The 26,746-nt window shown below is 70.7% G+C and carries 34 protein-coding genes; 13 read left to right on the top strand and 21 right to left on the bottom strand.

The features are described from left to right. The 3 genes from VF330_RS16960 to VF330_RS16950 form a co-directional block, all read right to left on the bottom strand. Positions 1 to 917: cysteine synthase (locus VF330_RS16960; protein ID WP_330852567.1), on the bottom strand; the 917-nt coding region annotated here is incomplete at its 3' end. A gap of 7 nt (positions 918 to 924) precedes the next feature. After that, positions 925 to 1,197: a MoaD/ThiS family protein gene (locus VF330_RS16955; RefSeq protein WP_330852566.1), complete on the bottom strand. Its 273-nt coding sequence runs from the start codon at positions 1,195 to 1,197 to the stop codon at positions 925 to 927. A 28-nt stretch (positions 1,198 to 1,225) separates the two neighbouring features. Beyond that, positions 1,226 to 1,636, bottom strand: coding sequence for a M67 family metallopeptidase (locus VF330_RS16950; protein WP_330852565.1), 411 nt, complete (start codon positions 1,634 to 1,636; stop codon positions 1,226 to 1,228). A 110-nt stretch (positions 1,637 to 1,746) separates the two neighbouring features. Between VF330_RS16950 and VF330_RS16945 the strand changes: the two genes are divergently transcribed. From VF330_RS16945 to VF330_RS16935, 3 genes are read left to right on the top strand one after another with little or no spacing between them, the layout of a single operon-like run. Then, positions 1,747 to 2,091 carry a metalloregulator ArsR/SmtB family transcription factor gene (locus tag VF330_RS16945; protein WP_330852570.1) on the top strand — a complete coding sequence of 115 codons (345 nt, stop codon included), beginning with the start codon at positions 1,747 to 1,749 and terminating at the stop codon, positions 2,089 to 2,091. Further along, positions 2,084 to 2,605 carry an SRPBCC family protein gene (locus VF330_RS16940; RefSeq protein WP_330852564.1) on the top strand — a complete coding sequence of 174 codons (522 nt, stop codon included), beginning with the start codon at positions 2,084 to 2,086 and terminating at the stop codon, positions 2,603 to 2,605. The genes VF330_RS16945 and VF330_RS16940 overlap by 8 nt, the downstream gene beginning before the upstream one ends. Continuing rightward, positions 2,602 to 3,021 (top strand): SRPBCC family protein, encoded by a 420-nt coding sequence (locus VF330_RS16935; protein ID WP_330852563.1) that lies wholly within the window; start codon positions 2,602 to 2,604, stop codon positions 3,019 to 3,021. Before VF330_RS16940 ends, VF330_RS16935 begins: the two co-directional genes overlap by 4 nt. On the opposite strand, the gene VF330_RS16930 is transcribed toward VF330_RS16935, so the two are convergent. Genes VF330_RS16930 through clpS form a run of 4 tightly spaced genes read right to left on the bottom strand, consistent with a single transcriptional unit; the run spans position 3,005 to position 5,096 of the window. Continuing rightward, positions 3,005 to 3,301 (bottom strand): hypothetical protein, encoded by a 297-nt coding sequence (locus tag VF330_RS16930; RefSeq protein WP_330852562.1) that lies wholly within the window; start codon positions 3,299 to 3,301, stop codon positions 3,005 to 3,007. The two genes, VF330_RS16935 and VF330_RS16930, sit on opposite strands and share 17 nt — an antisense overlap. 33 nt (positions 3,302 to 3,334) lie before the next feature. Beyond that, positions 3,335 to 4,246: a P1 family peptidase gene (locus tag VF330_RS16925; RefSeq protein WP_330852561.1), complete on the bottom strand. Its 912-nt coding sequence runs from the start codon at positions 4,244 to 4,246 to the stop codon at positions 3,335 to 3,337. Continuing rightward, a complete protein-coding gene (locus VF330_RS16920) occupies positions 4,243 to 4,800 on the bottom strand; it encodes a DUF2017 domain-containing protein (RefSeq protein ID WP_330852560.1) in 558 nt (185 codons plus the stop codon). Before VF330_RS16920 ends, VF330_RS16925 begins: the two co-directional genes overlap by 4 nt. Further along, the gene (gene clpS, locus VF330_RS16915; RefSeq protein ID WP_045310228.1) at positions 4,797 to 5,096 is read right to left on the bottom strand and encodes an ATP-dependent Clp protease adapter ClpS; all 300 of its coding nucleotides are present in this window, start codon (positions 5,094 to 5,096) and stop codon (positions 4,797 to 4,799) included. The genes VF330_RS16920 and clpS overlap by 4 nt, the downstream gene beginning before the upstream one ends. 79 nt (positions 5,097 to 5,175) lie before the next feature. Between clpS and VF330_RS16910 the strand changes: the two genes are divergently transcribed. Together VF330_RS16910 and VF330_RS16905 are read left to right on the top strand one after the other, a co-directional pair. Next, a complete protein-coding gene (locus VF330_RS16910; protein ID WP_330852569.1) occupies positions 5,176 to 6,459 on the top strand; it encodes a nicotinate phosphoribosyltransferase in 1,284 nt (427 codons plus the stop codon). Position 6,460: 1 nt separating this feature from the next. After that, complete coding sequence (locus VF330_RS16905; RefSeq protein WP_330852559.1) at positions 6,461 to 7,000, top strand: isochorismatase family protein; 540 nt, start codon at positions 6,461 to 6,463, stop codon at positions 6,998 to 7,000. A 4-nt stretch (positions 7,001 to 7,004) separates the two neighbouring features. Here the strand turns inward: VF330_RS16905 and VF330_RS16900 are convergent, their stop codons facing one another. The 4 genes from VF330_RS16900 to VF330_RS16885 form a co-directional block, all read right to left on the bottom strand. Next, positions 7,005 to 7,661, bottom strand: coding sequence for a hypothetical protein (locus VF330_RS16900; protein WP_330852558.1), 657 nt, complete (start codon positions 7,659 to 7,661; stop codon positions 7,005 to 7,007). A 119-nt stretch (positions 7,662 to 7,780) separates the two neighbouring features. After that, positions 7,781 to 8,953 carry a non-hydrolyzing UDP-N-acetylglucosamine 2-epimerase gene (gene wecB, locus VF330_RS16895; protein ID WP_330852557.1) on the bottom strand — a complete coding sequence of 391 codons (1,173 nt, stop codon included), beginning with the start codon at positions 8,951 to 8,953 and terminating at the stop codon, positions 7,781 to 7,783. 71 nt (positions 8,954 to 9,024) lie between these two features. Continuing rightward, a complete protein-coding gene (locus tag VF330_RS16890; protein ID WP_330852556.1) occupies positions 9,025 to 9,213 on the bottom strand; it encodes an LPXTG cell wall anchor domain-containing protein in 189 nt (62 codons plus the stop codon). Positions 9,214 to 9,229: 16 nt separating this feature from the next. Beyond that, positions 9,230 to 9,994: a choice-of-anchor P family protein gene (locus VF330_RS16885; protein WP_330852555.1), complete on the bottom strand. Its 765-nt coding sequence runs from the start codon at positions 9,992 to 9,994 to the stop codon at positions 9,230 to 9,232. A gap of 295 nt (positions 9,995 to 10,289) precedes the next feature. Between VF330_RS16885 and xrtP the strand changes: the two genes are divergently transcribed. The 6 genes from xrtP (at position 10,290) to VF330_RS16855 (ending at position 16,433) form a co-directional block, all read left to right on the top strand. After that, positions 10,290 to 10,808: an exosortase P gene (xrtP, locus tag VF330_RS16880; protein WP_330852554.1), complete on the top strand. Its 519-nt coding sequence runs from the start codon at positions 10,290 to 10,292 to the stop codon at positions 10,806 to 10,808. Continuing rightward, positions 10,805 to 12,175 carry a glycosyltransferase family 2 protein gene (locus tag VF330_RS16875; RefSeq protein ID WP_330852553.1) on the top strand — a complete coding sequence of 457 codons (1,371 nt, stop codon included), beginning with the start codon at positions 10,805 to 10,807 and terminating at the stop codon, positions 12,173 to 12,175. Before xrtP ends, VF330_RS16875 begins: the two co-directional genes overlap by 4 nt. 111 nt (positions 12,176 to 12,286) lie before the next feature. Next, a complete protein-coding gene (locus tag VF330_RS16870; RefSeq protein WP_330852552.1) occupies positions 12,287 to 12,859 on the top strand; it encodes a biotin transporter BioY in 573 nt (190 codons plus the stop codon). Positions 12,860 to 12,869: 10 nt separating this feature from the next. Next, positions 12,870 to 13,532, top strand: a complete 663-nt coding sequence (locus VF330_RS16865) for a nucleotidyltransferase domain-containing protein (protein WP_330852551.1) — start codon at positions 12,870 to 12,872, stop codon at positions 13,530 to 13,532. Positions 13,533 to 13,555: 23 nt separating this feature from the next. Further along, entirely contained in the window at positions 13,556 to 14,344 is a 789-nt protein-coding gene (locus tag VF330_RS16860; RefSeq protein ID WP_330852550.1) for a TIGR04222 domain-containing membrane protein, read from the top strand. A gap of 154 nt (positions 14,345 to 14,498) precedes the next feature. Beyond that, the gene (locus VF330_RS16855; RefSeq protein WP_330852568.1) at positions 14,499 to 16,433 is read left to right on the top strand and encodes an ATP-dependent DNA helicase; all 1,935 of its coding nucleotides are present in this window, start codon (positions 14,499 to 14,501) and stop codon (positions 16,431 to 16,433) included. Here the strand turns inward: VF330_RS16855 and VF330_RS16850 are convergent. The 8 genes from VF330_RS16850 to ctaD form a co-directional block, all read right to left on the bottom strand. Continuing rightward, on the bottom strand, positions 16,387 to 16,998 hold the full coding sequence (locus VF330_RS16850) for a hypothetical protein (RefSeq protein ID WP_330852549.1): 612 nt from the start codon (positions 16,996 to 16,998) through the stop codon (positions 16,387 to 16,389). The two genes, VF330_RS16855 and VF330_RS16850, sit on opposite strands and share 47 nt — an antisense overlap. Before the next feature lie 48 nt (positions 16,999 to 17,046). After that, a complete protein-coding gene (locus VF330_RS16845) occupies positions 17,047 to 17,346 on the bottom strand; it encodes a hypothetical protein (RefSeq protein WP_330852548.1) in 300 nt (99 codons plus the stop codon). Continuing rightward, positions 17,343 to 17,651 carry a PadR family transcriptional regulator gene (locus VF330_RS16840; protein WP_330852547.1) on the bottom strand — a complete coding sequence of 103 codons (309 nt, stop codon included), beginning with the start codon at positions 17,649 to 17,651 and terminating at the stop codon, positions 17,343 to 17,345. The genes VF330_RS16845 and VF330_RS16840 overlap by 4 nt, the downstream gene beginning before the upstream one ends. 10 nt (positions 17,652 to 17,661) lie before the next feature. Beyond that, on the bottom strand, positions 17,662 to 18,234 hold the full coding sequence (locus VF330_RS16835; protein WP_330852546.1) for a hypothetical protein: 573 nt from the start codon (positions 18,232 to 18,234) through the stop codon (positions 17,662 to 17,664). A 22-nt stretch (positions 18,235 to 18,256) separates the two neighbouring features. Then, positions 18,257 to 19,645 carry a phospholipase D family protein gene (locus VF330_RS16830; RefSeq protein ID WP_330852545.1) on the bottom strand — a complete coding sequence of 463 codons (1,389 nt, stop codon included), beginning with the start codon at positions 19,643 to 19,645 and terminating at the stop codon, positions 18,257 to 18,259. A gap of 30 nt (positions 19,646 to 19,675) precedes the next feature. After that, entirely contained in the window at positions 19,676 to 20,353 is a 678-nt protein-coding gene (locus tag VF330_RS16825) for a peptidyl-tRNA hydrolase (RefSeq protein ID WP_330852544.1), read from the bottom strand. Further along, positions 20,353 to 21,567, bottom strand: a complete 1,215-nt coding sequence (gene serB / locus VF330_RS16820; RefSeq protein WP_330852543.1) for a phosphoserine phosphatase SerB — start codon at positions 21,565 to 21,567, stop codon at positions 20,353 to 20,355. Before serB ends, VF330_RS16825 begins: the two co-directional genes overlap by 1 nt. 79 nt (positions 21,568 to 21,646) lie before the next feature. Further along, positions 21,647 to 23,437, bottom strand: a complete 1,791-nt coding sequence (ctaD, locus tag VF330_RS16815; RefSeq protein WP_330852542.1) for a cytochrome c oxidase subunit I — start codon at positions 23,435 to 23,437, stop codon at positions 21,647 to 21,649. A gap of 134 nt (positions 23,438 to 23,571) precedes the next feature. On the opposite strand from ctaD, the gene VF330_RS16810 reads away from it, so the two are divergent. Next, complete coding sequence (locus tag VF330_RS16810) at positions 23,572 to 24,087, top strand: DUF305 domain-containing protein (RefSeq protein ID WP_330852541.1); 516 nt, start codon at positions 23,572 to 23,574, stop codon at positions 24,085 to 24,087. Between the two features lie 137 nt (positions 24,088 to 24,224). Next, positions 24,225 to 24,911, top strand: coding sequence for a phosphotransferase (locus tag VF330_RS16805; protein ID WP_330852540.1), 687 nt, complete (start codon positions 24,225 to 24,227; stop codon positions 24,909 to 24,911). Here the strand turns inward: VF330_RS16805 and VF330_RS16800 are convergent. Together VF330_RS16800 and VF330_RS16795 are read right to left on the bottom strand one after the other, a co-directional pair. Beyond that, positions 24,902 to 25,639, bottom strand: a complete 738-nt coding sequence (locus tag VF330_RS16800) for an LPXTG cell wall anchor domain-containing protein (protein ID WP_330852539.1) — start codon at positions 25,637 to 25,639, stop codon at positions 24,902 to 24,904. The two genes, VF330_RS16805 and VF330_RS16800, sit on opposite strands and share 10 nt — an antisense overlap. A gap of 736 nt (positions 25,640 to 26,375) precedes the next feature. Beyond that, a partial coding sequence (locus VF330_RS16795) for a hypothetical protein (protein WP_414675387.1) occupies positions 26,376 to 26,746 on the bottom strand: 371 nt, incomplete at its 5' end.

Below are 26,746 nucleotides of genomic sequence, written 5' to 3'. Positions count from 1 at the left end.
GCCTCGTCCAGCGTTCCGGCGTAGGCGCCGGTGGAGAGGTACTTCCACCCGCCGTCGCAGACGATGAACACGATGTCGGCGGACTTGCCCGCCACCTCCGCCTTCTGCGCCACGGCCAGCGCGGCGTGCAGGATCGCGCCCGTCGAGATGCCGGCGAAGATGCCCTCGGTCTCGAGCAGCTGCCGGGTGCGGCGCAACGCGTCGTAGGAACCGACCGAGTAGCGCCCGGTCAGCACCGACTCGTCGTACAGCTCCGGTACGAAGCCCTCGTCGAGGTTGCGCAGGCCGTAGACCAGCTCGCCGTACCGCGGTTCGGCGGCGATGACCTGCACGTCCGGCTTGGCCTCCCGCAGGTACCTGCCGACGCCGACGAGCGTGCCCGTCGTGCCCAGACCGGCCACGAAGTGCGTGATCTCCGGCAGGTCGGCGAGGATCTCCGGACCGGTGCCGCGGAAGTGCGCGTCGGCGTTCGCCGGGTTGCCGTACTGGTAGAGCATGACCCAGTCCGGGTTCTGCTTGGCGATCTCCTTGGCCGTGGCGACGGCCTGGTTCGAGCCGCCCGCCGCGGGCGAGAACACGATGCGGGCGCCGTAGGCCTGCAGCAGCTGGCGGCGCTCGGTCGAGGTGTTCTCCGGCATCACGCACACCAGGCCGTAGCCCTTGAGCTTCGCGGCCATCGCGAGCGAGATGCCGGTGTTGCCGGACGTCGGCTCCAGGATCGTCGCGCCGGGACGCAGCACGCCGTCCCGCTCCGCCGCCTCGATCATGGCCAGCGCGGGCCGGTCCTTGATCGAGCCGGTCGGGTTGCGGTCCTCGAGCTTCGCCCAGAGGCGCACGTCCGCCGACGGCGACAGTCGCGGCAGGCCCACGAGGGGCGTGCCGCCGAGCGCGTCGAGGAGCGAGTCGTAGCGGGCCACGGCGGGATCAGCCGCCCGCGACGGCCGGGAGGATGGTGACGTTGTCGCCGTCCTTCACCGGGGCGGTCAGGCCACCGGCGAAGCGCACGTCCTCGTCGTTGACGTAGACGTTGACGAAGCGGTGCAGCGCACCCTCCTTGACCAGGCGCGCCTTCAGGCCGCCGTGGTTGTTCTCCAGGTCGTCGATGACCTCGGCGAGCGTCGCGCCGGCGGCCTCCACCGACTTCTGCCCCCCGGTGTGGGTGCGCAGGATGGTCGGGATCGACACGGTGACGGCCATGATGGTTCTACCTCCGCAGAAAAGCGACTCAGGATTCGATGATCTTGACCGGTTCCTCGGTCACGACACCGTCGACGATGCGGTACGACCGCAGCTCGTGCTCGATCGGGTCACGCGTCGAGACCAGCACGTAGTGGGCCTCCGGCTCGCCCGCGAACGAGATGTCGGTGCGGGACGGGTACGCCTCCGTCGCGGTGTGCGAGTGGTAGATGACCACCGGCACCTCGTCGTTCGCGTCCATCTCGCGCCACACCTTGAGCTGCTCGGCGGCGTCGAACCGGTAGAACGTGGGCGACCGCTCCGCGTTCTCCATCTCGACGAACCGCTCGGGACGGTCGGACCCGTACGGCCCGGCGATCACCCCGCACGCCTCGTCGGGATGGTCGCGGCGGGCGTGGGCCACCATCGCGTCCACCAGGTCACGGCGAATCACCAGCACGCGCTCAATCCTACGGGGTGGCGGAGGTTGTCTCGGTATGCGAGATACCCACGTCACGCTGCTTTGTTCAGCCCTGGCTTATATTAGTCGTGACTACTACAGTGGTCGCCGTGCACGCGTTCGACGTACTCGGAGACCCGGTGCGCAGGCGGATCCTGGAGCTCCTCGCCGGTGGCGAGCGGGCGGCGGGCGATGTCGGCGCGGCGGTCCAGGAGGAGTTCGGGATCACCCAGTCCGCCGTGTCGCAGCACCTGAAGGTGTTGCGCTCGAACGGGTTCGTGCAGGTGAGACCCGAGGGCACCCGGCGGGTCTACGCCGTGGCTCCCGACCCTCTGCAGGAGATCGACGCGTGGCTCGACCACTTCCGGCGGTTCTGGGAACCGCACCTCGACGCGCTCGCGACCGAACTGGCGCGTGGCAAACGGGAACGCAGACTGGAGGCAGAGGGTGGCTGACCGCAGCTACGAGGACGGCAAGCTGGTCGTCCGGCGCCGCTACAAGGCCGGCCGCGAGGACGTCTGGGACGCCATCACGACGCCGGAACGCCTGGTCAGGTGGTTCCTGCCGATCACGGGCGACCTGCGGGTCGGCGGCCGCTACCAGCTCGAGGGCAACGCGGGCGGCGAGATCGTCCGCTGCGACCGGCCCAGCGAGATCGGCCTGACCTGGGAGATGGGCGGCGGTGTCACGGAGGTGCTCGTCCGGCTCGAGGCCGACGGCGACTCCACGGTCCTGACGCTCTCGCACTCCCCCGTGCCCGGCGAGCTCATCCCGAACGCCTCGCCCGCGGTCTGGGGACTCGGGGCGGGCTGGGAGATGGGCCTGAACGCGCTGGAGCAGTTCCTCGACGGCAGCCTCCCGGAGGGCGACGCGCGGGACTGGATCGCGTCCGCCTCCCCGGAGGACCTGATGGCCGCGGGCGTCCAGGCCCAGCAGATCAGCGACGCCTGGGAGGCGGTGCTCCGATGAGGTTCACCGAGGAGGTCGTGCTCGACCAGCCCATCGACCGGGTGCGCGAGCTCACGTCCGACCCCGGCCACCTGCACCACTGGCAGCCGGACCTGGTCAGCATCACCCAGCACAGCGACACCCCCGGCGCCCCCGGCTCGACCGCGACGCTCAGGTACCGCAAGTTCACGCTCGAGGAGACGGTGCTGTCCGCGACCGCCGACGAGCGGGTCACGCGCTACCGGACGACCGGGATGGTGCACACGATCACCAACCGCTTCTCGGTCGTCGACGACCGGCACACGCTGCTGGTCTGCGACAACGAGTTCGAGCTGTCCGGGATCATGCGGCTGGCCGGCAGGGTGCTGGAGAAGTCGCTGCGCGAGCAGGTCGAGCGCAACGTCGGCAACTTCAAGGCGTTCATCGACGCCGGCTGAGCACCACCACGAGGTAGAGGGCCAGCAACGCCACGCCGCGCCGCCGCTGGGTCTGGTCGAGGCCCCGCCACGCGGCCAGCTCGGCCCACGCAGCGAGCGGCGTGGTCGCGACGCCCAGCTTCATCAGCACCTTCCCCACGGCCGGCGGCACGAGGAACGACGCGACGAAGAGCCCGGCCGGAGCGATCACCGCCAGCTCCCTGCCCGGGATCTCGCGGGCCGCACCGGGCGGTGCGAGCTCGGTGACGACACCTGCTGCCTGATCGATGACATCCGCCATGCCCGAGGACTACCCACGCCGGGGACGCCCCACTCAGAGGTCGCGGAAAGCCACCACACCGTTCAACGTCGTCGCCTCGCGCGCACCGGACACCACGGCCTCGGCGAACATGTCCGCGGCGGCGGCGCACAGCGCGTCCAACGCGAACGCGCGCGGCTCCGCCAGCGGCACGGCACCCGTGGCCAGCGCGAAGACCGTGTCCCCGTCGAACATCGAGTGGGCCGGCCGCACGGCGCGGGCCAAGCCGTCCTGCGCGGCCATCGCGAGCCGCTGACACTCCGCTTTGGACAGCTCGGCGTCCACCGCGACCACACCGATCGTGGTGTTGAGGCCCTCGGGTTTGCGGTCGGGCAACGAGACCGCGGTCGTGCCCAGCGACGGCAGCCACGGCAGGCCGGACGCACGGTCGACGACCTCACCGGCCGCGTTCACCACGGCCAGCGCACCGACCTGGTGCGCGCCGACCGTCGTCCTCGACACCCCGACGCCGCCCTTGAGCGAGCCGACCCGCGCACCGGCACCCGCGCCGACGCAACCCAGCTCGAACTCCGCGGCGGCCGCCTCGCAGGCCGCGTGGCCGAACGACGCGTCCGGCCGGTTGCCCCACTCCGACATCGGCAGGTCGAAGATCACGGCGCCCGGCACGATGGGCACGACGTGGTGCGGCTCCGCGCCGACGCGGAACCCGATCGAGCGGTCCGAGAGCCAGCGCATCACGCCGTCGGCGGCCGCGAGCCCGTACGCGGACCCGCCGGACAGGCAGATCGCGTGCACCTGCTGGACCAGGTTCGCCGGATCCAGCAGGTCGGTCTCGCGGGTGCCGGGCGCGCCGCCGCGCCCGTCGACCGCCCCCACCGCGCCGTCGGGCACGAGCACGACGGTCGTGCCGGTCGCCCAACCGGGTTCGACCCGGTGGTGGTGGCCGACGAGGACGCCGGGGATCACGGCATCATCGCCTCGACCAGCGTGTCCTGCACCCAGGTCAGCCAGTGGTAGACGCCGAGGTGCGGTGAGCGCGGGTCCTCCGGCGGCAGCTCGTCCGGCATGTCCTCGGTCACGTCGAGCGCCGTCCCAAGGGCCAGGCGCACGTCGTTGAGCGACGCCATCCAGGCCTCGGCCTCGGCGATCGTGAGCCGGATCTCGCCGCCGTCGGGTGAGCAGGTCTGCAGCACCGTCTCGGCCGCGCCGGTCTTGTGGTCGAGCAGCTCGGGCTCGTGCAGGGAGCGCAGCGCCGCGGCGGAGTTGACCTCGTCCGGGTCGGGCGCGTCGTCGTCCAGCCGGTGGAAGTCCGGGAGCAGCCGGCCGAGGATCGGGTCGTCGGGAGCCTCCGACGAGCCGGTCCTGATGCCCGTGAGCTCCGCGAGCTCGTCCTGCGGCGCCTCCTCGGCGCGGGCCATCAGCATGTCCTGGATCTGGCTGACCAGACCGCGCACGACCGCGGCCTCCTGCTGGTCCAGACGCCCGACGACGACGTCGCCGTCGCGGATCCACCGCTTCACGAGGCCCGCTGCATGGTCGCCCAGAGCCCTGCCGCGTGGAGCTTCGCCACGTCGGCCTCCACCTTGTCCTTGGTGCCCGATGTCACGATCGCCTTGCCCTTGTGGTGCACGTCGAGCATCAGCTTGGTCGCCTTGTCCCTGCTGAAGCCGAACAGCTTCTGGAAGACGTACGTCACGTACGACATGAGGTTGACCGGGTCGTTCCAGACCACGGTCTGCCAAGGCCGGTCCTCCGCGGCGATCTCCTCGCCGACCGCCTCCGGCTGCGTCCGTTCCTGTTCGACGGGCGTGGTCATACCGCCAATGGTGTCATGTTCGCCGCAGTGGCGGAGACCGCATGCGACTAAACCGGATGCGACCTTAGGGTTGGTGACCATGAACTCGACGGCGTTGCTGACAGACCACTACGAGCTCACGATGCTCGCGGCCGCGCTGCGTGACGGCACTGGTGACCGTCCGTGCGTGTTCGAGGTCTTCGCCCGCAGACTGCCCGACGGACGGCGCTACGGCGTCGTCGCGGGTGTGAACAGGCTGCTCGACGCGATCGCGGACTTCCGCTTCGGCGAGGAGGAGATCGACCAGCTGCGCCGCAACGCCGTGGTCGACGATTCGACTTTGGAATGGCTCTCGAACTACCGGTTCTCCGGTGAGGTCGACGGGTACCCCGAGGGCGAGCTCTACTTCCCCGGATCCCCGGTGCTGACGGTCAGGGCGTCGTTCGCGGAGGGGGTCGTGCTGGAGACGCTCGCGCTCTCGATCCTCAACCACGACAGCGCGATCGCGTCCGCCGCCGCCCGCATGGTGACCGCCGCGAACGGCCGTCACATGATCGAGATGGGATCCCGCCGCACGCACGAGGAAGCCGCCGTGGCCTGCGCCCGCGCGGCCTACCTCGCGGGTTTCCACGCGACCTCCAACCTCGAGGCGGGCCGCCGGCACGGCATCCCGACGGCCGGCACGTGCGCGCACGCGTTCACGCTGCTGCACGACACCGAGGAAGAGGCCTTCCGCAGCCAGGTCGAGGCGCTGGGCGTCGGCACGACGCTGCTGGTCGACACCTACGACATCACCGAGGGCATCAAGAAGGCCGTCGACGTCGCGGGCCCCGAGCTGGGTGCGATCCGGATCGACTCGGGCGACCTGGGCGTCATGGCCAGGCAGGCGCGCGACCAGCTCGACTCGCTGGGCGCGAAGAACACCCGGATCGTCGTGTCGAGCGACCTCGACGAGTACGCGATCGCCGCCCTGCGCGCGGAGCCCGTGGACGCGTACGGCGTCGGCACGTCCGTCGTGACCGGGTCGGGCGCGCCGACCGCGGGCATGGTCTACAAGCTGGTCGAGGTCGACGGCAGGCACGTCGAGAAGCGCAGCACGTCCAAGCAGTCGCGCGGCGGCTGGAAGAAGGCGTTGCGCCGCCACAAGGACACGGGCACGGCCATCGAGGAGGTCGTGTTCCAGGCCTCGGCCGAACCCGAGCTCGGCGAGCACGACCGGCTCGTGCAGATCCCGCTCATGCGCGGCGGGCAGGTCACCGAGGACGTCCCCGCGCTGGAGCAGAACCGCGAGCGCCTGCGCGCGGCTCTGGTGAGCGTGCCGTGGGAAGGTCTCAAGCTCTCGCGCGGCGAGCCCGCGATCCCGACGATCTACCTGGAAGGCTGACATGACCAAGGCGTTGATCGTCGTCGACGTGCAGAACGACTTCTGCGAAGGCGGTTCGCTGGCCGTCGCCGGCGGCGCGGCCGTCGCGGCGGCCATCACCCGGCACATCGCCGCGTCGGCGTACGACCACGTGGTGGCGACGCGGGACTACCACGTCGACCCCGGCGACCACTTCTCGCTGACGCCGGACTTCATCGACTCGTGGCCGGTGCACTGCGTGGCGGGCTCGCCCGGCGCGTCGTTCCACCCGGAGCTCGACGTGTCCGGCATCGAGCAGGTCTTCTCGAAGGGCCGCTTCGCCGCCGCCTACTCGGGTTTCGAGGCGGAGAACGACCTCGCGGGCTGGCTGACGGACAAGGGCGTGACCGAAGTGGACGTCGTGGGCATCGCGACCGACCACTGCGTGCGCGCCACGGCTCTCGACGCGCACCGGAGCGGCTTCCGCACGACGGTGCTCGTCGACCTCACGGCGGCGGTCGCCACGACCACCCGCGACGCCGCCGTGGAGGAGCTGCTCGCCGCGGGCGTCCGCGTCTCCTAGTCGCTCACGGAGTGGGTGAGCACGCCGTGCTGCCGACGGTGATGCTGCCGGTGTAGCCGGACGCCGGCTCGAACGTGATCCTGAGCAGGGTCATGGCGAGGCTGCCGTCGTTCGGCTCCGGGAACACCGTGTCGGTGAACTTGGCCCTGGCGAGCACGGTCCCGTTGCTCGCCTTGACGTCGTGCACGTACCCGGACGGGATCTGCTCCGGCAGGCCCGTCCAGCCCGACATGCCCTTGAGCTCCCAGCCCGCCCGCGTGCCCCTGTCGTCGGCGTCGCAGGTGATGGTCCACTCGGCGATCCTGAGCCGGGGCCCCTTGGCCGCGGTGAGCGCCGACAGTTCGAACCCGGTGCCCTTGGCGACCGACTTCGTCCTGGTCAGGAGCTCGTCCGGGTTCACGACCTCGGTCGTGCAGGCCGAGCTCGTCTCGCCGATCTTCAGCCCGGTCCTGCTCACGGCCGGGCTCGACCCGGTGACGGTGCCCGCCGCGTCCGGGTTCACGTCGCACACCGCGAGCGGCTCGACCCGGAAGGTCTGGGAGCCCTTCGCGAAGTCGGCGGACGCCGAGGACGCGGTGCCGGGAGGGTTGGCGGCGAGCGCGGGGGCCGCGGCCGCGAACGTCAACGCGACCACGGCGCCCGCGACAAGACTTCTGCGCATTGGTGCCCCTGAGGCTCGATTTCCCACGGCCCGATAATGGTTGTGCGGAATGGCACCGCTGACGACTGAGCGCCCTTGTCACCCGTTCGAGAAATCGCGATTACCCGACCGAGTGACATTCATCGAACTCCCACCAGGGTGGCGAACGGCTCCCGGCGCGGCAGCGCCGTCGGCAGGCCGGCCAGCCGTTCCAGCGCCGAGCAGACCCGGACCGCGGCACGCCCGTCGCCGAACGGGTTGCGCCCCAGCGGCAACCGCAGCCGGGAGCCGAGCACCCAGCCCGCCTCGGCGAGGATGCGGGTGGTGTCGGTGCCGACGAGCCACGCGCACCCGGCGTCGACGGCGAGCATGCGTTCGGTGGTCTCCCGCAGCACCAGCACCGGCACGCCGAACGTGGGCGCCTCCTCCTGGATGCCGCCGGAGTCGGTCATCACGAGCGCCGAACGGCGCAGCACGCGGACGAGGTCCGGGTAGTCGAGCGGGTCGGTGACGACCACGCGCTCGTGCCCGCCGAGGGTGGCGACGACCTGTTCGCGCACACCGGGGTTCGGGTGCGCGGGGATCAGGACGTGCAGGTCGGGGTGGCGGTCGGCGATGGCGCGCACGGCGTTGAGCACGCGCATGAGCGGGCGGCCCCACGACTCGCGGCGGTGCACGGTGACGAGCATGAGCCGGCCGCCGGTGGCGTCGAGGCTGCGTTCCAGGGCCACGACGTCCGGGCTGGACGCGGGCACGTCGGCGGACGCGACGCGTTGCACGGCGTCCACGACGGTGTTGCCGGTGACGACGATGTGGCTGTCCGGCAGCCGTTCGTCGGTGAGGGCGTTGGCGGCGTCGTCGGTCGGCGCGAGGTGCAGCGAGGTGATGCGGGAGATCATCTGCCGGTTCCCCTCCTCGGGGAACGGGCCGTACAGGTCACCGGTGCGCAGCCCGGCTTCCAGGTGCGCCACGGGGATGCCGCGCCAGAACGAGGCGAGCGCCGCGGCAAGGGTCGTCGTGGTGTCGCCCTGCACGAGCGTGACGGCGGGGTTCCGCTCCTCCAGCACGGCGTCGAACTCGGGCAGCAGCCGGGACACCAGCTCTGCCTGCGTGCCGGTGTCGCGGGGCACGTCCAGCCGCAGGTCCGGGACCAGGTCGAAGGCGGCCAGCGCCTGCTCGACCATGCCGGCGTGCTGTCCGCTGTGGACGATCGTCGGGTGGAGGCCGGGGTGACCGCGCAACGCGATGGCGACCGGGGCGATCTTCACTGCTTCCGGCCGCGTCCCGGCCACCAGCAGAACCTCTTTGCTCACCGTTGTCCTCTCCTTGCACGAGCGGGGAAGGGTCCGCCTGGGAGCGGGGGACTTCCCAGGCGGACCCCGTGTCAGCCGGCTCGACCCGGCCTGGTCTTGACGGGCACCGCGCGGCGCTTCCTGGTCGCGTGCAGGACGAACGCGCCCGCGACGAGGAGCACGACTCCCGCGATGACCCACCACGTCACGTCGGCGCCGGTGACCGCGAGGGCACCCACGCCCGTGCCGACACCGATGCCGGTACCGGGGACCTTGTACATCCGCCGTTCTCCTCGATCAGGCCGCGGTGAGCGACGCGCGGCGGCGCAGCGCCACGAACGCGACCGGGACGGCGACGGCACCGAGCAGGCCGAGGCCGATCCACAGGCCCGCGCCCGACGCCATCGGGACGGGCAGGCCGGCGGGGCCGCAGGTGGCGGACGAGATGATCACGTCACCGGTGCCGAGGGAGCCGAGCACGCCCTGCAGCAGCTTGATGTGGATCGCGTTGACCGTGAGGCTGCCGTCACCGTTCTTGACCTGCTCGTTGAAGATCACCTCGGCGATCTTGATCCCGGCGAGCTGCACGTCGAGCGTGGTGTTCGGCGCCGGGTCGGCGTTGACCTCGCCGAGCTTGCCGAGGTTCACGCCCGCGAGCTTGGACTTGCCGGCCAGGCCCTTCTGGGTGGCGGAGCACTCCGCCTCCACCAGTTCGGCGGAGATCTTGCCGGTGACCTTGGAGAGCAGGTCGACCCGGACGTCCGCGGTGCTCGCCCGCGAGTAGACGCCGCCGGAGCTCTCGTCCCGCGACGCCGAGGCGTTGATGACACCGGTCTTCAGAATCCCGGTGAGGTCGACGCCGGCGAACGTGTTCTGCGTCGGCCCGTTCGCGTCGGCGGCGGCGAACGGTCCCGCGGTGACCGCGGGGCTGCCGAGCAGCGTCACGTTCACCTTCGCGCCGTAGGCCGAGGCGTCCCCCGGAGCGGCCGAAGCAGGTGCGGCACCGACCAGGAGTGCGGCAATCGCGATGACTCCAGCCAGTCCCGTCATTCGGACACGCATGAAACTCCTTCCCTTGGTTCCTCCGGCCCCAGGGCGCGTTGATACCAATCTGGTTTCACGCTTTCCGGGGGCAATTACCGGCATCGGCTTTCTTTCGAGGGAACTGAGGGTTACTCCCCGTATCGGGCGACACGACCACTCGACTCGCCCAATCGGCGCCACGGATCGTGGGTTTTTTGATCAATTTCCGGTCACGACGTCACCCGATCCGGGGGTGCGGGCTGACGTTCCGTCAACCGATGGAACGTCAGATAGCCCGTCTGGGCGCTCCCTCATCGGTGGAAAGGATCCCAGGGTGACGCTTGCCGTGCGCCGCACCGCATTCCCGAGCCGGGTGACGGTGGTCGTCCTGCTCGCTCTCGCCGCGGGCCTCGTCTTCGCACACCGCCTGTACCGCACGGCGGAGATCTCGCTGTCCGGCGCGGTGCTGAGCGTCATCAGCTCCTACGGCGTGTTCGTGGTGCCCGAGCGCCAGACGGTCTACTTCGGACTGGGTTCGGACACCCCGCTGGGGCTGCGGATGACGCCGGAGTGCACCTCGGCGTTCCTGGTGCTGCCGCTGATCGTCGTCGGCGCGGTGATGATCGCGCTGCGGCCGCGGATCCAGTCGCGCGTGCTCTTCGCGCTGGGGGTGGCGGCACTGGCGGTCGTGGTGGTGAACCAGTTCCGCGTGCTCACGCTGGTGGGCCTGGTGCAGTGGCTGGGCGTCGACACCGGTTACTACTGGGGGCACACGCTGCTCGGGTCGATGGTGAGCGTGTTCGGCGGCGCGGCGGCACTGGTCGCGTTCGTGTGGCTGGCGACGCGCAAATGACCCTCGACCTGGTCCTCGGGTTCACCCAGGCGCTCGCGCTGACGATGAGCGTCGCCTTCGTGACGTACGTCTTCTTCATCGTGGTGCCGTACCTGCGGCGCAAGCCCGCCCCGGTCGGCGAGCCGGAGTCGTTGGAGTGGCACTTCTTCGTGCCGTGCCGCGACGAGGAGGCGGTCATCGGCGACACGATCCGGTACCTGCGCGGCACGTTCCCCATCGCGCACGTCTGGGTCATCGACGACGACTCCGACGACAAGACCGCCGGTGTGGTGCGGATGCTGAAGCGCAACGGCGGCGTCCGCGACCCGCAGATCCACCTCGTGCAACGCCAACGGCCGTACGCGCGCACCGGCAAGGGCAACGCGTTGAACGACGCCTACCGCATGTTGAAGCTGTGGATGGGCCGGCGTGCGGACACCGACCGCGCCATCGTCGTCGTGGTGGACGCGGACGGCCGGCCCGCCCCGAACTGCCTGGAGGTCTGCGCGGCCACGCACCTCTTCGGCAACCCGCGCATCGGCGCCGTGCAGGTCGACGTGCGGATGATCAACGCGGGAACGCGGCAGCCCGGCGTCTCGCGGTGGCGGCGCGCGTTCGGCGCCGGACTCGTGCGGATGCAGGACCTGGAGTTCCGCACCGCCATCGCGGCGATCCAGATGTCGCGCGGCGCGACCGGCACGATCTCCATGGGCGGCAACGGACAGTTCACGCGTCTGTCCGCTTTGGACTCGATCGCCGGGCCGACGGGAAGCCCGTGGCGCGGCTCGCTGCTGGAGGACTTCGAGCTCGGCGTGCACCTGCTGACGGCGGGCTGGCACACCGGGTTCTCGTTGGACACGCACGTGAACCAGGAGGCGCTGTACTCGTTGCGCCGGTTCCTCGCGCAACGCACCCGCTGGGGCCAGGGAACCATGCAGTGCATGCGCTACCTGCGGCGCATCTGGGACTCCGACCACCTGACCACGCTCGGCGCCGCCGAGATGATGTACTACCTCGCGCAACCGTGGATGCAGCTGCTCGGCACGCTGATCTACCCGATCCCGATGGCGATGATGGCCTACCGGTTCGCGGTGTCGCCCGGCGAGGTGGTGGCGTGGTTCCTCGACGGCGCCTGGATCCTGTTCACCGTCTACGGCGCGTTCGGTCTGCTCCCGTTCGTCCTGTGGGGACCGGTGTACCGCGCGCGGTGCGCGCCCGTCGGGTTCTGGAAGTCGATCGCGTACGGGTTCGGTTACGCGTTGTACATCTACACCTTCTACATCACGTCGTGGCGTGCGCTGATCCGGTTGGTGCGCGGCAACAACGGCTGGACGAAGACCCGGCGCAACGAGGAACGCGTGGTGGGCAAGGTCGCTCTCGACGTGTGAGACGCACCTGGGCCAGGCGTGTGTGACCGGTCACTTTGTGGACTTCGGACAAAGACGTTCTCGAGTCCGCGTGGTTAACCTCGGTTCACTCGATTCCGCCTGGGAGGGACCGTGACTCTCGCACTCGCGCCTCGTCGCACCGTGCTCGCCGACTTCGTGCCGGGCGCGCTCGTCCGCGACCTGACCCTGGTCGTCGCCGGCGCCGCCCTCACCGGCCTGGCCGCGCAGGTGGCGCTGCCGATCCCCGGCAGCCCCGTCCCGCTGACGGGCCAGACGTTCGCGGCGCTGCTCGTCGGCGCCTCGCTGGGGTGGCAGCGCGGCGCCACGTCGATGCTGCTGTACCTGATCGCCGGGGTCGCGGGCGTGCCGTGGTTCCAGGGCGGGTCGTCCGGCGTGCCCGTGTCGCTCGGCTACGTCGTGGGCTTCGTGTTCGCCGGTGCCCTCGTGGGCTACCTGGCCGGACGCGGCGGCGACCGCACGCCGTTGCGCACGATCGGCACGATGGCGCTGGGCAACCTGGCGATCTACTCCGTCGGCGTGCCGTGGCTGATGGCGATGACCGGGATGTCGCTCGGGAAGGCGCTGGCCGTCGGCGTGCTGCCGTTCCTGATCGGGGACGCGCTGAAGATCGCGCTGGCCGCGGGTGTGCTGCCGGGGGCCTGGGCGTTGCTGCGCCGTCGGTAGCTTGGACCGGGTGATCACACCCGGGGAGTACCTGGAACTGCTGGATGCGCGCCTGCCCGGTCTCGTGGCAGGCGCGCATCTTTATGGCTCACGTGTGCTGGACGACGTTGTTCCCGACTCGGACCTGGACGTCGTGATCGAGCTCTCCGCACCGGCCGAGCTGCCTTCCGTCGAAGGTGTCGACGTCGCGGTTGTGTTGGTGGGGTCGCTGGAGAAGCCGGTGTTCGACGTGACTCCTCTGGCTGGCGAAGTCACCCCGGTGCTGTGGCAGCAGCTGCGGACCGTCGGCCGGACCCTGCGCGGCCCGCGGCCTTCCTGCCCCGGCAGCGCTGCCGATGTCGAGGCGTACTGCCGGGACAACCTCGTCAGCTACTGGAAGCGGGACTTCGACCGCTTCCGCGCCGTGCTGCCCTCCCTGGACCTCGCGGCGCCGATCCCGCGCGAGTCGCTGCTGTGGGTGGGCCTCGGCCCCGCCCGGCTCTGGCACACGATCCGCACCGGTGAGATCGTCGGCAAGTCCCGCGCGGGCGAGCTGGCCGCCGCCCGCTGGCCCGACCTGCCGGTCCTCGACCTCGTGGCGTCCCGCCGGGGTGCGGACGTGCCGCTGACCGTCGCGCACGCCAAGGCGTCGCTGGAGCTGTTCGACCGGATCCTCGCCGACGTAACGTCGTGACCTCCCGAGCCGAGGATTCCTCCGTGACGACGCACACCCCGGAAGAGCTGGGCTGCCTGGTCGGCGGCCCGGCCCGCGCCGCCGAGGTCGCCTTGGCGAGACTGATCGACGCCGGCCTGGTGCGGGTCTCCCGCGAGGGCGTGGTGACCGCCGTGCACGCGCAGGGGCGCGTGTCGCCGCTGGAGGGCCAGATCCTGGCCGGCCTGCGCACGGGCCGTTCGCTGCCGGACGTCCTGCGCACCGCCGCCGCTTCGCCCGAGGCGGAGGGCCTGCGCGTGCACCTGGCGGACCGGGGGCTGCTGCGGCATCGGCGCTCGTACCGCCCGAGGTTGTACCCGTGGCTGAGGCTGGCCGGCATCGTCCTGGTCGTGGTGGGTTTCCTGGACGCCGTGGCGCCGGAGGTGGTCGCCCCGGTGATGTCGGTGGTCGGCGGCCTCGTGCCGGACTGGATCTTCTTCGGGGCCGGTGTGGTCCTGCTGCTGTGGTCCGCGGTGCTCTCGGCCCGCGATCCCGGCCGGCTGCGCACCAGGGAGGGCCACCTGGCGGCGAAGCGGGCACGGCGGCGGGTGGGCGCGCAGGACCGGCTGGGCTCGGTGGCGGTGCGCGGCCTGCGCGGCCGGGTCGGCGGTGTCGCGGTGGCCGGCATGTTCGGCCTGTCCGCCGCCGCCGTGGCGACGCTGCCGGCGCGGGACGCGTCGTCCAGCAGCTCGTGCGGCGGAGGGTGCTCGTCGAGCTCGTGCGGGGGCGGCGACGGCGGCGGGGACGGTGGAAGCGGCTGCGGCGGCGGGTGTGGCGGCGGCGGAGGCGACTGAGCGCCCGTCCCCGCCCCGCGTTTCCCACTCCTGGCGGGGACTGTCGGACCTGCCGGGTACGGTCTGTCCCGTGCCTGAAGTTCCCCCCACGCTGAGCCTCCTCGAAACCGCCGTCCACGCCGTCGGCGGTGCGGAGCGACCCGGTCAGGTGGAGATGGCCGAGGCCGTCGACCACTCGATCCGCACGGGCGAGCACCTCGCGGTCCAGGCGGGAACGGGCACGGGCAAGTCGCTCGCGTACCTGGTGCCGTCGATCCGGCACGCGGTGGCCGAGGACGAGACGGTGGTCGTCTCCACGGCCACGATCGCGCTGCAGCGGCAGCTGGTCGACCGGGACCTGCCGCGGCTGTCCAAGGCGCTCAAGAAGGAGCTCGGCCGGGAGCCCACGTTCGCCATCCTCAAGGGGCGGCGCAACTACCTGTGCATGCACCGGGTCCACAACGGCGCGCCCGACGAGCCGGAGGACGACGCGCTGTTCGACCCGTTCGCCGTCTCGAAGCTGGGGCGCGAGGTCAAGCGGTTGCACGAGTGGTCGTCGGACACCGAGACCGGTGACCGCGACGAGCTGGTGCCCGGCGTCAGCGAGCAGGCGTGGCGGCAGGTCAGCGTCACGGCGCGGGAGTGCCTCGGCGTCAGCAAGTGCCCGATCGGGTCCGACTGCTTCGCCGAACGGGCGCGGGCCGAGGCCGGCAAGGCCGACGTCGTGGTCACGAACCACGCGATGCTCGCCATCGACGCGCTGGAGGGCTACCAGGTCCTGCCCGACCACGACGTGGTGGTGATCGACGAGGCGCACGACCTGGTCGACCGCGTCACGTCGGTGGCCACCGAGGAGCTCAGCGGCGCGTCGGTCTCCACGGCCGCGCGCCGGTGCGGTCGCCTGATCGACCAGGACGTCGCCGACCGGCTGGCCGAGGCGGGCGACGGGCTCGCGATGATCCTCGAGGACATGCCGTCCGGCCGGCTCGACGCACTCCCCCGCGCGCTGGCGGGCGCGCTCGCCGCCACCCGCGACGCCGCGCACAACTGCGTGTCGGCGATGGGGCCGGAGCGCAAGGAGGACCCGGACGGGGCGACGGCGCGCAAGCTCGCGCTGGCGTTGCTGGAGGAGGTCCACGACTGCGCGGTGCGGATCCTCGAGGCGTTCGACGAGGAGCACGACGTCGTGTGGGTGTCGGGCGACTTCCAGCAGAAGGCGCCGACGCTGCGGGTCGCGCCGCTCGGGGTGGGCGGGTTGCTGCGCGAACGGCTCTTCGGCAAGCGCACCACCGTGCTCACGTCCGCCACGCTCACCCTCGGCGGCGCCTTCGACGCGATGGCGCGCCAGTGGGGCCTGCCGCCGTCGGAGAAGGTCCGCAAGATCGAGGGCGCGGCCACCGACAAGGACATCGACGGTCCGAAGTGGACGGGCCTGGACGTCGGCTCGCCGTTCCAGCACGGGACGAGCGGGATCCTCTACGTGGCGAGGCATCTGCCGCAGCCGGGCCGCGACGGCCTGCCGCCGGAGTACCTCGACGAGATCGAGGGCCTGGTGAACGCGGCCGGCGGGCGCGCGCTCGGGCTGTTCTCGTCGATGCGCGCGGCCAAGGCGGCCGCGGAGGCGTTGCGGGAGCGGCTCGACCACCCGGTCCTGTGCCAGGGCGACGACGCGACGGGCCTGCTGGTCAAGAAGTTCGCCGAGGACGAGCGCTCGTGCCTGTTCGGCACGCTGTCGCTGTGGCAGGGCGTCGACGTGCCCGGCCCCAGCCTGCAGCTCGTGATCATGGACCGCATCCCGTTCCCGCGGCCGGACGACCCGCTGGCCTCGGCCCGGCAGAAGGCCGTGAACAGCCGTGGCGGCAACGGTTTCCTGACCGTCGCCGCCACGCACGCCGCCCTGCTGATGGCCCAGGGCGCCGGCCGGCTGCTGCGCTCGATGTCGGACAAGGGCGTGGTGGCCGTCCTCGACCCGCGCATCGCCACCGCCCGCTACGGCGGTTTCATCAGGGCCTCACTCCCCCCGTTCTGGACGACGTACGACCCCGAGGTGGTCCGCGCCGCCCTCAAGCGGTTGGACGCGGCCCAGACCGGGAAGCTGAAGACGAAGTGATCCGTTCGACCAGCTCGTCGCGGTAGGCCTGGGCCTCGGCGAGCTCCGGCTCGGTGCCGTCGGCCTTCTTCAACGCGCCTTCGAGGATTTTCAACGCCTGCCGTTCGTCGCCACGCGCGTCGGCCTGCCGTGCCGCGTTCTCCACCGCCCTGGCCAACGGGGTCGTCGCCTCGGGCTCGGTGACGCCCTTGCTGATCCGGATCCAGTTGCCGCCGGGGTCGACGACGGTGAACCCGCTGTACCGGTCGTTGCGCACCCGAGGCCGGGTCATCCGCGGGATGCCGGAGATGAGCACCTTCCCGTGCACGGCGCGCATTCCCGCCGCGAACGCCTCGAACAACGGCCCGGTGTCCTCGACGATGACGATGCACGTGCTGTGCGAGTCCTCGGGAACGTGCCCCGGCATCCCGTAGAAGTGCAGGTTGAGGTCCTCGCGCCGTAGCGCGACATACGGGTTGGGCTTCATCTGCCGATAGGTGACCGAGAAGCCGAGCATCTCGTAGAAGGCCGCCGTCTCGTCGATGTCGACACACGGGAGGAGCGGGATTGTCAGTTCGTTCGCCACCGCCCGAAGCTAAGCCCGGCGCCGCCGGAACGACACCGAGCTATTTGCTCAAGCGAACAGCAGGACCAGTCCGCCCAGCAGGAACAACCCCGACACCACGGCGATCGCGATCACCCGCCCACGTGGCGTACCGGCGTGCTTCAACGCGATGCCCAACGGCCCGATTCCAGCCACAGCAACCCCTTTCGACGGCATGACAACGACAGCCCGCAACGCACCGAACGCCACCGACAACGGCGACATGCCGAGCTCGTGCGCCCCGGCGACATCCGCTTCCCACTGCTCGCGGTACCGCTCGTCACCGACGACGGCCGCCGCGAACCGCACCAGCGCCAGCGCGACTCTCATCGCGCCGCCCTCGGCACGAACCGGGGTTCGGGCGAAGTCCTGGCGGCGACCACCCGCCGCGCCTCGGCGGCCCCGTCGGCGGTCAGCAGGTACATCCGCCGCCTGGGTCCGCGCCTCGCGGCGTCGTCCTCCCACGAGGACGTGACCCAGCCGGCCCGTTCCAGCCGGTCCAGCAACGGGTAGACGCTGCCGGACGGCCGCCCGGTCAGCTTGATGATCTCCAGACCCCAGCGGGGCTCCTCGGCGCCGAGCAGCACCTGGAGGACGTCCACGGTGGCCTTGCCGATGCGTTGCAGTGGCTCCACGCCATTAATACTACCTATGTAGATTAAGACGCTCAAGCAGTTCTTCGCGGAACTCCAGCGCGGACGCCCGCTCCTCCTCCGAGGCGTGCACCTCCCGCACCAGGGCCCCTTCGAGGATCTTCAACGCCTGCCGCTCCGCCCCGTGGGACCCGGCCAGCGTCACGGCGTTGCGCAACGCCCGCGACAGCCCGTTGCGCACCTGCTCGCGCTCCCGCACGGACGGCACCACCCGGATCCAGTTGCCACCGGGGTCGACCACCAGGAACCCGTCCCGGCGCGGCCTGGTCATCCGCGGGATGCCCGTGACCAGCACCTGGCCGTACACGGCGCGCATGCCGGTCGCGAACGCCTCGTACAGCGAGCGCGGGTCCTCGGCCTGGATCAGGCAGGAGCTGTACGACTCCGCCGGCTCGTAGCCCGCGATGCCGAAGAAGTGGAGGTTGATCTCCTCGCGCCGCACCGAGAGGTACGCGTTCGGCCGGTACTGCCGGTACGTGACCGTGAAGCCGAGCATCACGTAGAACTCGGCCACCTCGTCGATGGAGGCGCACGGCAGCAGCGGGATCGTCACCTCGTTGGCCACGCCGCCACGCTAGACCCGCGGATCAGCCGTCGACCAGCAATCCGCGTAACGGTCCTTGCAATCTTCCGGCACGACGCGACACGCCGGGCAGCGCCGTGACGCGGGCGGGGCGCTCCAGGGCCGGGCGCCACATCTTGTCCACGACCTCGTGCACGGGCCCGGAGACGTCGCCCTCGATCCCGTCGAGGTGTTCGGCCCACAGCTTCAGCCGGGTCTCGCGCGCCACCGCGGCGTCGTCGGTCACGACGTTGACCTCGGTGTCGTTGAACAGCGAGTGCTCGTTCAGGTTGGCGGAGCCCACCGACAGCCACTTGTCGTCCACAATGGACAGCTTGGCGTGGATGTAGACCGGTGCCTCCTCGTGGGAGGTGAGCGTCGCGGCCAGCACCAGCCCGCCGGGGTCGGCGTCGAGGAGGCGGCCGAGCTGCCCGCGCGTGGTGTCCGCGCCGTTGCTGGGTTTCTGCGGCAGCAGCAGCACGATCCGGAAGTCCGGCGACGGCGGGTCGCTCAGCTTCTCCAGCAGCACCTCGGTGATCTCCGGCGACCACAGGAACTGGTTCTCCACGTACACGAACGACTCGGCCGCGCGCAGCGCCCGCAGGTACGAGTCGAGCAGGCTGAAGTCGCCGTGCGGCGAGAAGTCGTAGGTCTTCTCCGGGACCGTGCGCACCAGCTGCACCGACGACGACCCGGCCTCCGGCGGCACCTCGGGCGGCGGCAGGGTCTCCCCCGCGATCTCCAGCCAGCGGGCCGCGAAGTGCGCGGCCACCTCCGCGACGACCGGGCCCTCGAGCTTCGCGATGTGGTCGTGCCAGCCGAGGTCGCGCGGCGGGTGCTCCGGCGAGTCGTGGCGGTCGCCCTCGACCGCGGTCATGTCCAGGCCGCCGACGAACGCGACGTCGTCGACGATCACGATCTTCTCGTGGTGGCAGTGCAGGGTCCGCTCACGGGCGTCGAGCTCGCAGCGGACCGCGCCGCACTCCTGGAACGCGTGCTGCGCCGCGAGAGCGCGCTTGCGCGTCGGTTCGAAGAACGGCACGGGCGGGCCGGCCCACAGCAGCACGCGCACCGGCACCCGTTCCGCCGCGGCCGACAGCAGCTCGCGCAGCTGCGGCGCGCCCGGCTCCCGGGTCAGCCGGAAGTCGGGCGACGCGTGCCAGTTCGCGATGTGCACGTACTTCTGCGCGCCCTCGATCGCCTTCGCCACGACCGGGAACGCGTTGGCCCCGTCGACGAGGACCTCGATGCTGTTGCCGTGCTGCACCGGACGGCGCGGGGTGAACCACCCCGCGCCGTCGCCTTCGAGCACGTCGCCCCACCCCAGCCGACGCAGTCTTCGCGTGTGGTGGGAGCAGAGCAGGTTCTCCAGCCCGTCGCCGAGCCGGGCATCGAGAACGTCGAGTAAGCCCACGAGAGGCGGATTTACCCGTTTGACGAGGTTCTAAACAGCGATGACCGTGGTCGTGCCGGGCTCGACCTCCGTGAACCCCGCGTCCCGCACGGCCACGACGTCGTCCCTGCCCAGCAGCGAGTCCCACTCGGCCGCGGACGGCGTCCGCACGGCGCACCGGTAGTCGAGGGAGGCCCACGCCTTGAGCTCGGTCTCCGACAGCCGCGGCGCCAGCAGCATCGAGGCGTGCCCGACCTGGGCGGCGAGCTTGCCCGCGGACATCTCGACCCGCGGGTTCACGTACAGCAGCCGCGCGCCGTCGGGCACCGGTCCCGGCTCGTCCACCGGCAGGTCGGAGCCGGAGATCTGGAGCTTCGCGACCTCGCGCGGCGTCTCGGTCACCAGCACGGGCAGCAGCGACCGCACGGACGCGCCGTCCACGGTGACCGTGACGCCCGGCAGGTCCTGCACGGCCTCCCACTGCACGCCACGGGCCCGCCGCGACACCTTGCGGATCCGCCCGGCCACCCACGCCCGGACGGGCTCGTGCCACTCGCCGCCCACGTCGGCGCGCGGGTCGAGGCACACCGCGACCGCCGAAGCGGCCGCGGCCTCCAGCAACGCCGTCCGCGACGGCGGGTCCACGCGTTCGATGCGCAACACCATCGGCATCGCGCGCACCTCGCTCTCCTCGGCGTAGTTCCGCGAGGCGATCAGGTCGAGGATCATCACAACCGGGTCAGCTCCAAGCCGTCAGCGGCGTCCGCGGCCTCCACCTCGGCCCTCGTGACGCCGAGGATGAACAGCACCGCGTCCAGGAACGGGTGCGACAGCGCGGTGTCGGCCACCTCGCGCAGCGCGGGCTTGGCGTTGAACGCGATGCCCAGACCGGCCGCGTTCAGCATGTCGATGTCGTTCGCACCGTCACCGACCGCCACGCACTGCGCGAGCGAGACGCCGACCTCGTCGGCGAACCGGCGCAGCGCCACGGCCTTGCCCGGCCGGTCGACGATCTCGCCGACGACCTTGCCGGTGAGCTTGCCGTCGACGACCTCCAGCGTGTTCGCGGCGCAGAAGTCGAGGTTCAGCTCGTCGGCCAGGCCCTCGATCACCGACGTGAACCCGCCGGAGACGACACCGCAGTAGAAGCCGAGGCGCTTGAGCGTGCGGATCGTCGTGCGCGCGCCCGCCGTGAGCTCCAGCGACGCGCCGACCTCGTCCAGCACCTTCTCGTCGAGGCCCTCCAGCAACGCCACCCGGCGCCGCAGCGACTCGGCGAAGTCGAGCTCGCCGCGCATCGCGGCCTCGGTGATCTCGCGCACCTGCTCCTCGCACCCGACGTGCGCGGCCAGCATCTCGATCACCTCGCCCTGGATGAGCGTGGAGTCGACGTCGAACACCACCAGGCGCTTGGCGCGGCGGGTGAGGCCGGCCCGTTCCACCGCGATGTCGAGGCCCACCCGCACCGACACGTCGGCGAGCGCCGACCGCAGCGCGGCGTCGTTCTCCATCGTGTCGTCGGCGACGGAGACGCGCAGCTCCAGGCCCGTGACGGGGTAGTCGGCCACACCGCGGATCGCGTCGATGTTCGCGCCCAGCGACGCGAGCCTGCGCGCCACCTCCGTGAACGCCTTCGCCGTGACCGGGCGGCCCAGCACGACCAGCACGTGCGACGACTCCAGGCGCGCGGTGCGCTTCGAGTCGGCGCCGATCTCGATCTCCACCTGCATCGAGACGGTGGCCATGGCCTGCTCGACGGCCTCCTGGAGGCTCTCGGGGTCGTGTTCGGTCGAGACCAGCGCGCCGAGGACCAGCCGGCCCCTGATGACGACCTGCTCCACGTCGAGGACCTCGACGCCGTGCCGTGTCAGCACGGCGAAGAGCACCGAGGAGACGCCGGGCTTGTCGGGGCCGGTCACGGTGATGAGCACGGGCGTTTTCACGTCGTCGTCTCCTCGTAAACGCGGCGAGCCCCGGCCGCGAGAAGCAGCCGGGGCTCGACGTTGAACCTGTGAGTGCAGGCTACTTGTTGTGCTCCGAATCATCCTTCTCGGAGGCAGTGCCCGACTTGAGCGCCGACGCGGCCAGCTCCGACAACGCCGGTGCCGCCTTCTCGTGCGGGATCGTCTTGCCGGTGAAGGTCACGTGACCCTCGTTGCGGATCCGCTCGATCATGTGCGGGTAGTGCAGCTCGAACGCCGGGCGCTCCGAACGGATCCGGGGCAGCTCGGTGAAGTTGTGCCGCGGCGGCGGGGACGACGTCGCCCACTCGAGCGAGTTGCCGTAGCCCCACGGGTCGTCGACCGTGACGACCTCGCCGAAGCGGTACGAGCGGAAGACGTTCCAGATGAACGGCAGCGTCGACGCGCCCAGGATGTAGGCGCCGATCGTCGAGATCATGTTCAGCGTCGTGAAGCCGTCGGACGCGAGGTAGTCGGCGTACCGGCGCGGCATGCCCTCGTTGCCCAGCCAGTGCTGGACGAGGAACGTCGCGTGGAAGCCGAGGAACGTCGTCCAGAAGTGCAGCTTGCCGAGCGGCTCGTTGAGGAACCGGCCGGTGATCTTCGGGAACCAGAAGTAGATGCCGGCGAAGGTCGCGAACACGATCGTGCCGTAGAGCACGTAGTGGAAGTGCGCGACGACGAAGTACGTGTCCGACACGTGGAAGTCGATCGCGGGCGCGGCCAGCAGGATGCCGGAGAGGCCACCGAAGAGGAACGTGACGATGAAGCCGATCGAGAAGAGCATCGGCGTCTCGAACGTCAGCTGGCCCTTCCACATCGTGCCGATCCAGTTGAAGAACTTCACACCGGTCGGGACCGCGATGAGGAACGTCATGAAGGCGAAGAACGGCAGCAGCACGGCGCCGGTCGCGTACATGTGGTGCGCCCACACGGCGACGGACAGGGCCGCGATGCCGAGCGTCGCGTAGACCAGGCCGTTGTAGCCGAAGATCGGCTTGCGGCTGAACACCGGGAAGATCTCCGACACGATGCCGAAGAACGGCAAGGCGACGATGTAGACCTCCGGGTGACCGAAGAACCAGAAGAGGTGCTGCCACAGGATCACGCCGCCGTTGGCGGGGTCGAACACGTGGGCCCCGAGGTGCCGGTCCGCCAGCAGGCCCAGCAGGGCCGCGGTCAGGATCGGGAACGCGAGCAGCACGAGCACCGACGTCACCAGGATGTTCCAGGTGAAGATGGGCATGCGGAACATCGTCATGCCGGGCGCGCGCAGGCAGACCACGGTGGTGATCATGTTGACCGCGCCGAGGATGGTGCCGAGACCGCCGACCACCAGGCCGGAGATCCAGAGGTCGGCACCCGCGCCGGGCGAGTGGATGGCGCTCGACAGCGGCGTGTAGGCGAACCAGCCGAAGTCGGCGGCGCCACCGGGGGTGACGAAGCCCGCCATCACGATCAGGCCACCGAAGAGGTACAGCCAGTACGAGAAGGCGTTGAGCCGCGGGAACGCCACGTCGGGCGAGCCGATCTGCAGCGGGAGCACGAAGTTCGCGAAGCCGAAGACGATCGGCGTCGCGTACAGCAGCAGCATCACGGTGCCGTGCATCGTGAACAGCTGGTTGAACTGCTCCTGGCTCAGGAACTGCATGCCGGGCCGGGCCAGCTCGGTCCGCATCAGCATGGCCATCGCGCCGCCGACCATGAAGAAGGCGAACGAGGTGACCAGGTACATGATGCCGATTTGCTTGTGGTCCGTGGTGCGGAACATCCGCAGCAGGAAGGACCCCTTGACCGCAGTGCGCGTCGGATAAGGACGCGTTGCGATCGGCTGCGGGGCTACGGCCGTCACGGTGCCTCCAGGCCTTGGTGGGACCAGTCGTTCGGGAAACTCCCCGGGATATTAGACGGAGCCGATCAGCTCCGTTCGGGTGGCCCAGGGCCGGTGGCCAGCGGCGTAGCGCAGGTCACACGTATCCTGCCGCCGTGCTCCGATCGTTCGCCGTCGCCTTTGTCCTGTTGCTGGCCGCCTGTGGCGGTCCCGCCACGCACAACTCGGCGGACGTCGCGTTCGTGCAGGGCATGGTGCCCCACCACGAGCAGGCGCTGGACATGAGCGGCCTCGTGACCGCCCGCACGGAGAACCCGCACGTGATCGAGATGGCCAAGCGCGTCGCGGACGCTCAACGGCCCGAGGTCGAGCGCATGAACGGCTGGCTGAAGACCTGGAACGCGCCGGTCCAGGCGTCGTCGCACACGTCACACGGTCATTCCGCCGACCACGGCATGGTCGACCTCGGCAACCTCGCCGACCTGGACGACACCGAGTTCGACCGCCAGTGGCTCTCGCTGATGATCCAGCACCACCGCGGCGCCGTGGACATGGCTCGGAAACACCTCTCCGCCGGCACCGACCCGGAGGCACGCAAGCTGGCCCAGGACGTCGTCGCGCACCAGGAGAAGGAGATCGCGGAAATGGAGTCGCTCCTGCCCCAGGGCTGATGCCAGCCTCGCAGGCATGACTTCCGCGGGGGCGCGCGCCGCCCTGTCCTTCGCCGCCCGGCACGGCGTCGTCTGCGACGACCCGGACGTGCTGCAGGACGGCAGCAACGTCATCGTGCACCTGCCGCCCGGCCCCGGTGGTGGCACGGGTCGCCGCGCGCACGGCCCTGATCAGGCCTTCCGTCGCCGACCACTTCGCCCGCGACCTGTCGGTGTCGGCGTTCCTCGCCTCCCGCGGCATGCCCGTCGTGACGCCTTCTCCCGAACTGCCCGCGGGCCCGCACGTGGCCGACGGGTTCGTGTTCTCGTTCAGCACGCACGTCCCGCACTTCCCGGACGTCGAGCTGGCGCGTCCCGACGTGCTCAAGCTGCTGCCCGACCTGCACGCCGAGCTGCGGCTCTACGACGGTTCCCTGCCTTCACGCGGGCCGCTGGACGACATCGACAACACCCTGGCCTACCTGGACCGCATCGGCGTGCCGGACCTGGAGCCCTTCCGGGCGCGCCGGGACGAGCTCCTCGCGGACTGGGACGCGCATTACAACGACGTCCAGCCGCTCCACGGCGACTCGCACCACGGCAACGTGCTGATGACGTCGTCCGGCCCCGTCTGGAACGACTTCGAGGACACCTGGCGCGGCCCGGTGGGCTGGGACCTCGCCTGCCTGGCAGGTGCCCGCGGCGCAGAAGCCGCCCGGCGCGCCGTGGAGCTGTACGGCGGCGGAGCGGCTTCTGCGGACGTCGAGTACTGGCTGGAGGTGCGAATCCTCTTCGGCACGCTGTGGGGCGTGCTGATGGAACACGGTCAGGTGCGTCAGTCCTGACGCCTGCGCATCACGAGCATCACGGCGGCACCGACGGCCACGAGCGCGGCACCGAGCCCGAGCAGCCAGGCCCCGTTGAACCCGGTCGACGCCAGCCCGCTCCGCTGGGCGACCGGCACGGCCGCGATCGTGGTGGTCGTCGTGGCCGGCACGACCTCGGCGGACGACTCGGAGCTCGACGTGGACGCGGGCGTGGAGGTCGGCGCGGAAGTCGGCGTCGACGAGTGGGTCACGGTCGACTCGGTCGTCGTGGTGGTGGTCGTGGTGGTCGTGACGGTGCTGGTCGGCGGCTTCTCGACCGCGACACCGCACCCGAACCACTCGCCGATCTGCGGCAGGTCGCCCTCACCGAGGACCGGAGCCCGCAACCCCTTCCACGGCAGCTCGGCACCGAGCTTGCCGGCCAGGTAGACGTTGAAGACGTCCCCGGCCCGCACGACCATGCCGGTGATCCTGAGGTCCGCAGGTACTGCGGTGATGTCCAGGTACTGCTGGTTGTCGCCACCGGCGTAGGTGAACTTGCTCGGGTGCACCGGCGTCCCGGTCAGCCCGCCCACGGCGCAGGCGTCGGGGTGGTTGAAGTCGACGAACTGGAGGAACGGCTGCGCGCGCTCGTCGTTCGTGGTCGGCTCGTCGGCGAACGCGCTGGTCGTCATGACCAGCGAGGCCACGGCCGCCAGCGCGGCGGCGGCGAGCAGGCCGGGTCTTCTCAGGGACTTCGCGCGCATCAGGTCACTCCGTGGGGCTCGGCGGATGCCGCGATCTAAGACGATCGATGTCGCCCGAACGGGTTAGATGACGATCAACTTCACCCTTGTGGCCGAGTCGTTACTCCCCCGTGAAGTGGCATGCCCAAACGACCGAACGCACGAGGGACCGGCCCAGCGGGCCGGTCCCTCGTGAAGCTCACAGCGGGAAGAGACGACGTTCAGGCGCTCTTCTCGACAACGGAGGGCCGCAGGAACACGGTGCCCCCACCGTTGGGCATGCGCATGAACCAGTCGACAGGCGTGACCGGCTGACCCACCACCGGACCGATCCCCGCCGGCAGGTGAGGAAGTCGGGCACCCGGAGCCTGCGACGACTGGGGGCGGTGGAGAGGCTGGTTCGGGGTGGTCATCAGGACTGTCGGTTCCTTTGCGGTGGTGGGTGACGACCATCGCGCGCGGCCATGGAGCGTCACTCAAGGAAGAAATGCGGCGTACAGATTTCGCGGAACTCTACATCGGACAACGACCGACGGAAGTCCCTGCCGCGCAGTACAACCGTCATGCAAAGACCACTGCGAGACTGCCTTTTGCGCGGTGGATTTCAACCGCGGCACACCACCTTGACCAGAACTTCCGCGTTCAGGAATGTCGCATGTGGACGAAACAGCCACTGGGCCGTGCGGCGGCCACCCTGCCGGTCGCCACCGCAGTCCACCCGATGGTGGGACGAACGCTCCTGAACGCGGAGCCGGGCTCATGACGCCGGTTCGACGATCGAGGCCGCCATCAGGAAGTGGAACGCGACGGTGAGGCGGTGCGCGGCGGAGGTGGACTGCACGCCCCACTCCCCCACCGCGGCCTTCAGGACGCTCGCGAACGAGGCGGACTCGCCGTCGCCGAGGAACGCCAGGACCCAGCTCGCGTCCACGTCGAGCCAGAAGATCTCCGGCGGTTGCGTCAGCCGGCCGGCCACCGTCCGCCCCGTGGCCGACCGCTCGAACCGGATGTCGGGCAGCACGCGGAAGCTGACGTGGTGGCCGATCGGCGTGCCGCGGTGGAGGCCGACGGGGTCGGCGCCGGTCTGCCGTCCGGTGAGCGCGCCCAGCAGCCAGCGCGCGTCCGGTC

The sequence above is a fragment of the Lentzea sp. genome, assembly GCF_036380075.1.
Taxonomy (GTDB): domain Bacteria; phylum Actinomycetota; class Actinomycetes; order Mycobacteriales; family Pseudonocardiaceae; genus Lentzea.
The sequence above is the reverse complement of the archived record's forward strand: the minus strand, read 5'-3'. Positions and strand labels throughout refer to the sequence as shown.

Bases quoted from the DNA above. Each gene is read 5' to 3' on its own strand.
- VF330_RS16955 (WP_330852566.1), bottom strand. From the start codon at position 1,197: ATGGCCGTCACCGTGTCGATCCCGACCATCCTGCGCACCCACACCGGG.
- VF330_RS16935 (WP_330852563.1), top strand. From the start codon at position 2,602: ATGAGGTTCACCGAGGAGGTCGTGCTCGACCAGCCCATCGACCGGGTG.
- VF330_RS16930 (WP_330852562.1), bottom strand. From the start codon at position 3,301: ATGGCGGATGTCATCGATCAGGCAGCAGGTGTCGTCACCGAGCTCGCA.
- clpS (WP_045310228.1), bottom strand. From the start codon at position 5,096: ATGACCACGCCCGTCGAACAGGAACGGACGCAGCCGGAGGCGGTCGGC.
- VF330_RS16910 (WP_330852569.1), top strand. From the start codon at position 5,176: ATGAACTCGACGGCGTTGCTGACAGACCACTACGAGCTCACGATGCTC.
- VF330_RS16905 (WP_330852559.1), top strand. From the start codon at position 6,461: ATGACCAAGGCGTTGATCGTCGTCGACGTGCAGAACGACTTCTGCGAA.
- VF330_RS16900 (WP_330852558.1), bottom strand. From the start codon at position 7,661: ATGCGCAGAAGTCTTGTCGCGGGCGCCGTGGTCGCGTTGACGTTCGCG.
- VF330_RS16890 (WP_330852556.1), bottom strand. From the start codon at position 9,213: ATGTACAAGGTCCCCGGTACCGGCATCGGTGTCGGCACGGGCGTGGGT.
- VF330_RS16885 (WP_330852555.1), bottom strand. From the start codon at position 9,994: ATGCGTGTCCGAATGACGGGACTGGCTGGAGTCATCGCGATTGCCGCA.
- VF330_RS16875 (WP_330852553.1), top strand. From the start codon at position 10,805: ATGACCCTCGACCTGGTCCTCGGGTTCACCCAGGCGCTCGCGCTGACG.
- VF330_RS16855 (WP_330852568.1), top strand. From the start codon at position 14,499: ATGGCCGAGGCCGTCGACCACTCGATCCGCACGGGCGAGCACCTCGCG.
- VF330_RS16845 (WP_330852548.1), bottom strand. From the start codon at position 17,346: ATGAGAGTCGCGCTGGCGCTGGTGCGGTTCGCGGCGGCCGTCGTCGGT.
- VF330_RS16825 (WP_330852544.1), bottom strand. From the start codon at position 20,353: ATGATCCTCGACCTGATCGCCTCGCGGAACTACGCCGAGGAGAGCGAG.
- VF330_RS16800 (WP_330852539.1), bottom strand. From the start codon at position 25,639: ATGCGCGCGAAGTCCCTGAGAAGACCCGGCCTGCTCGCCGCCGCCGCG.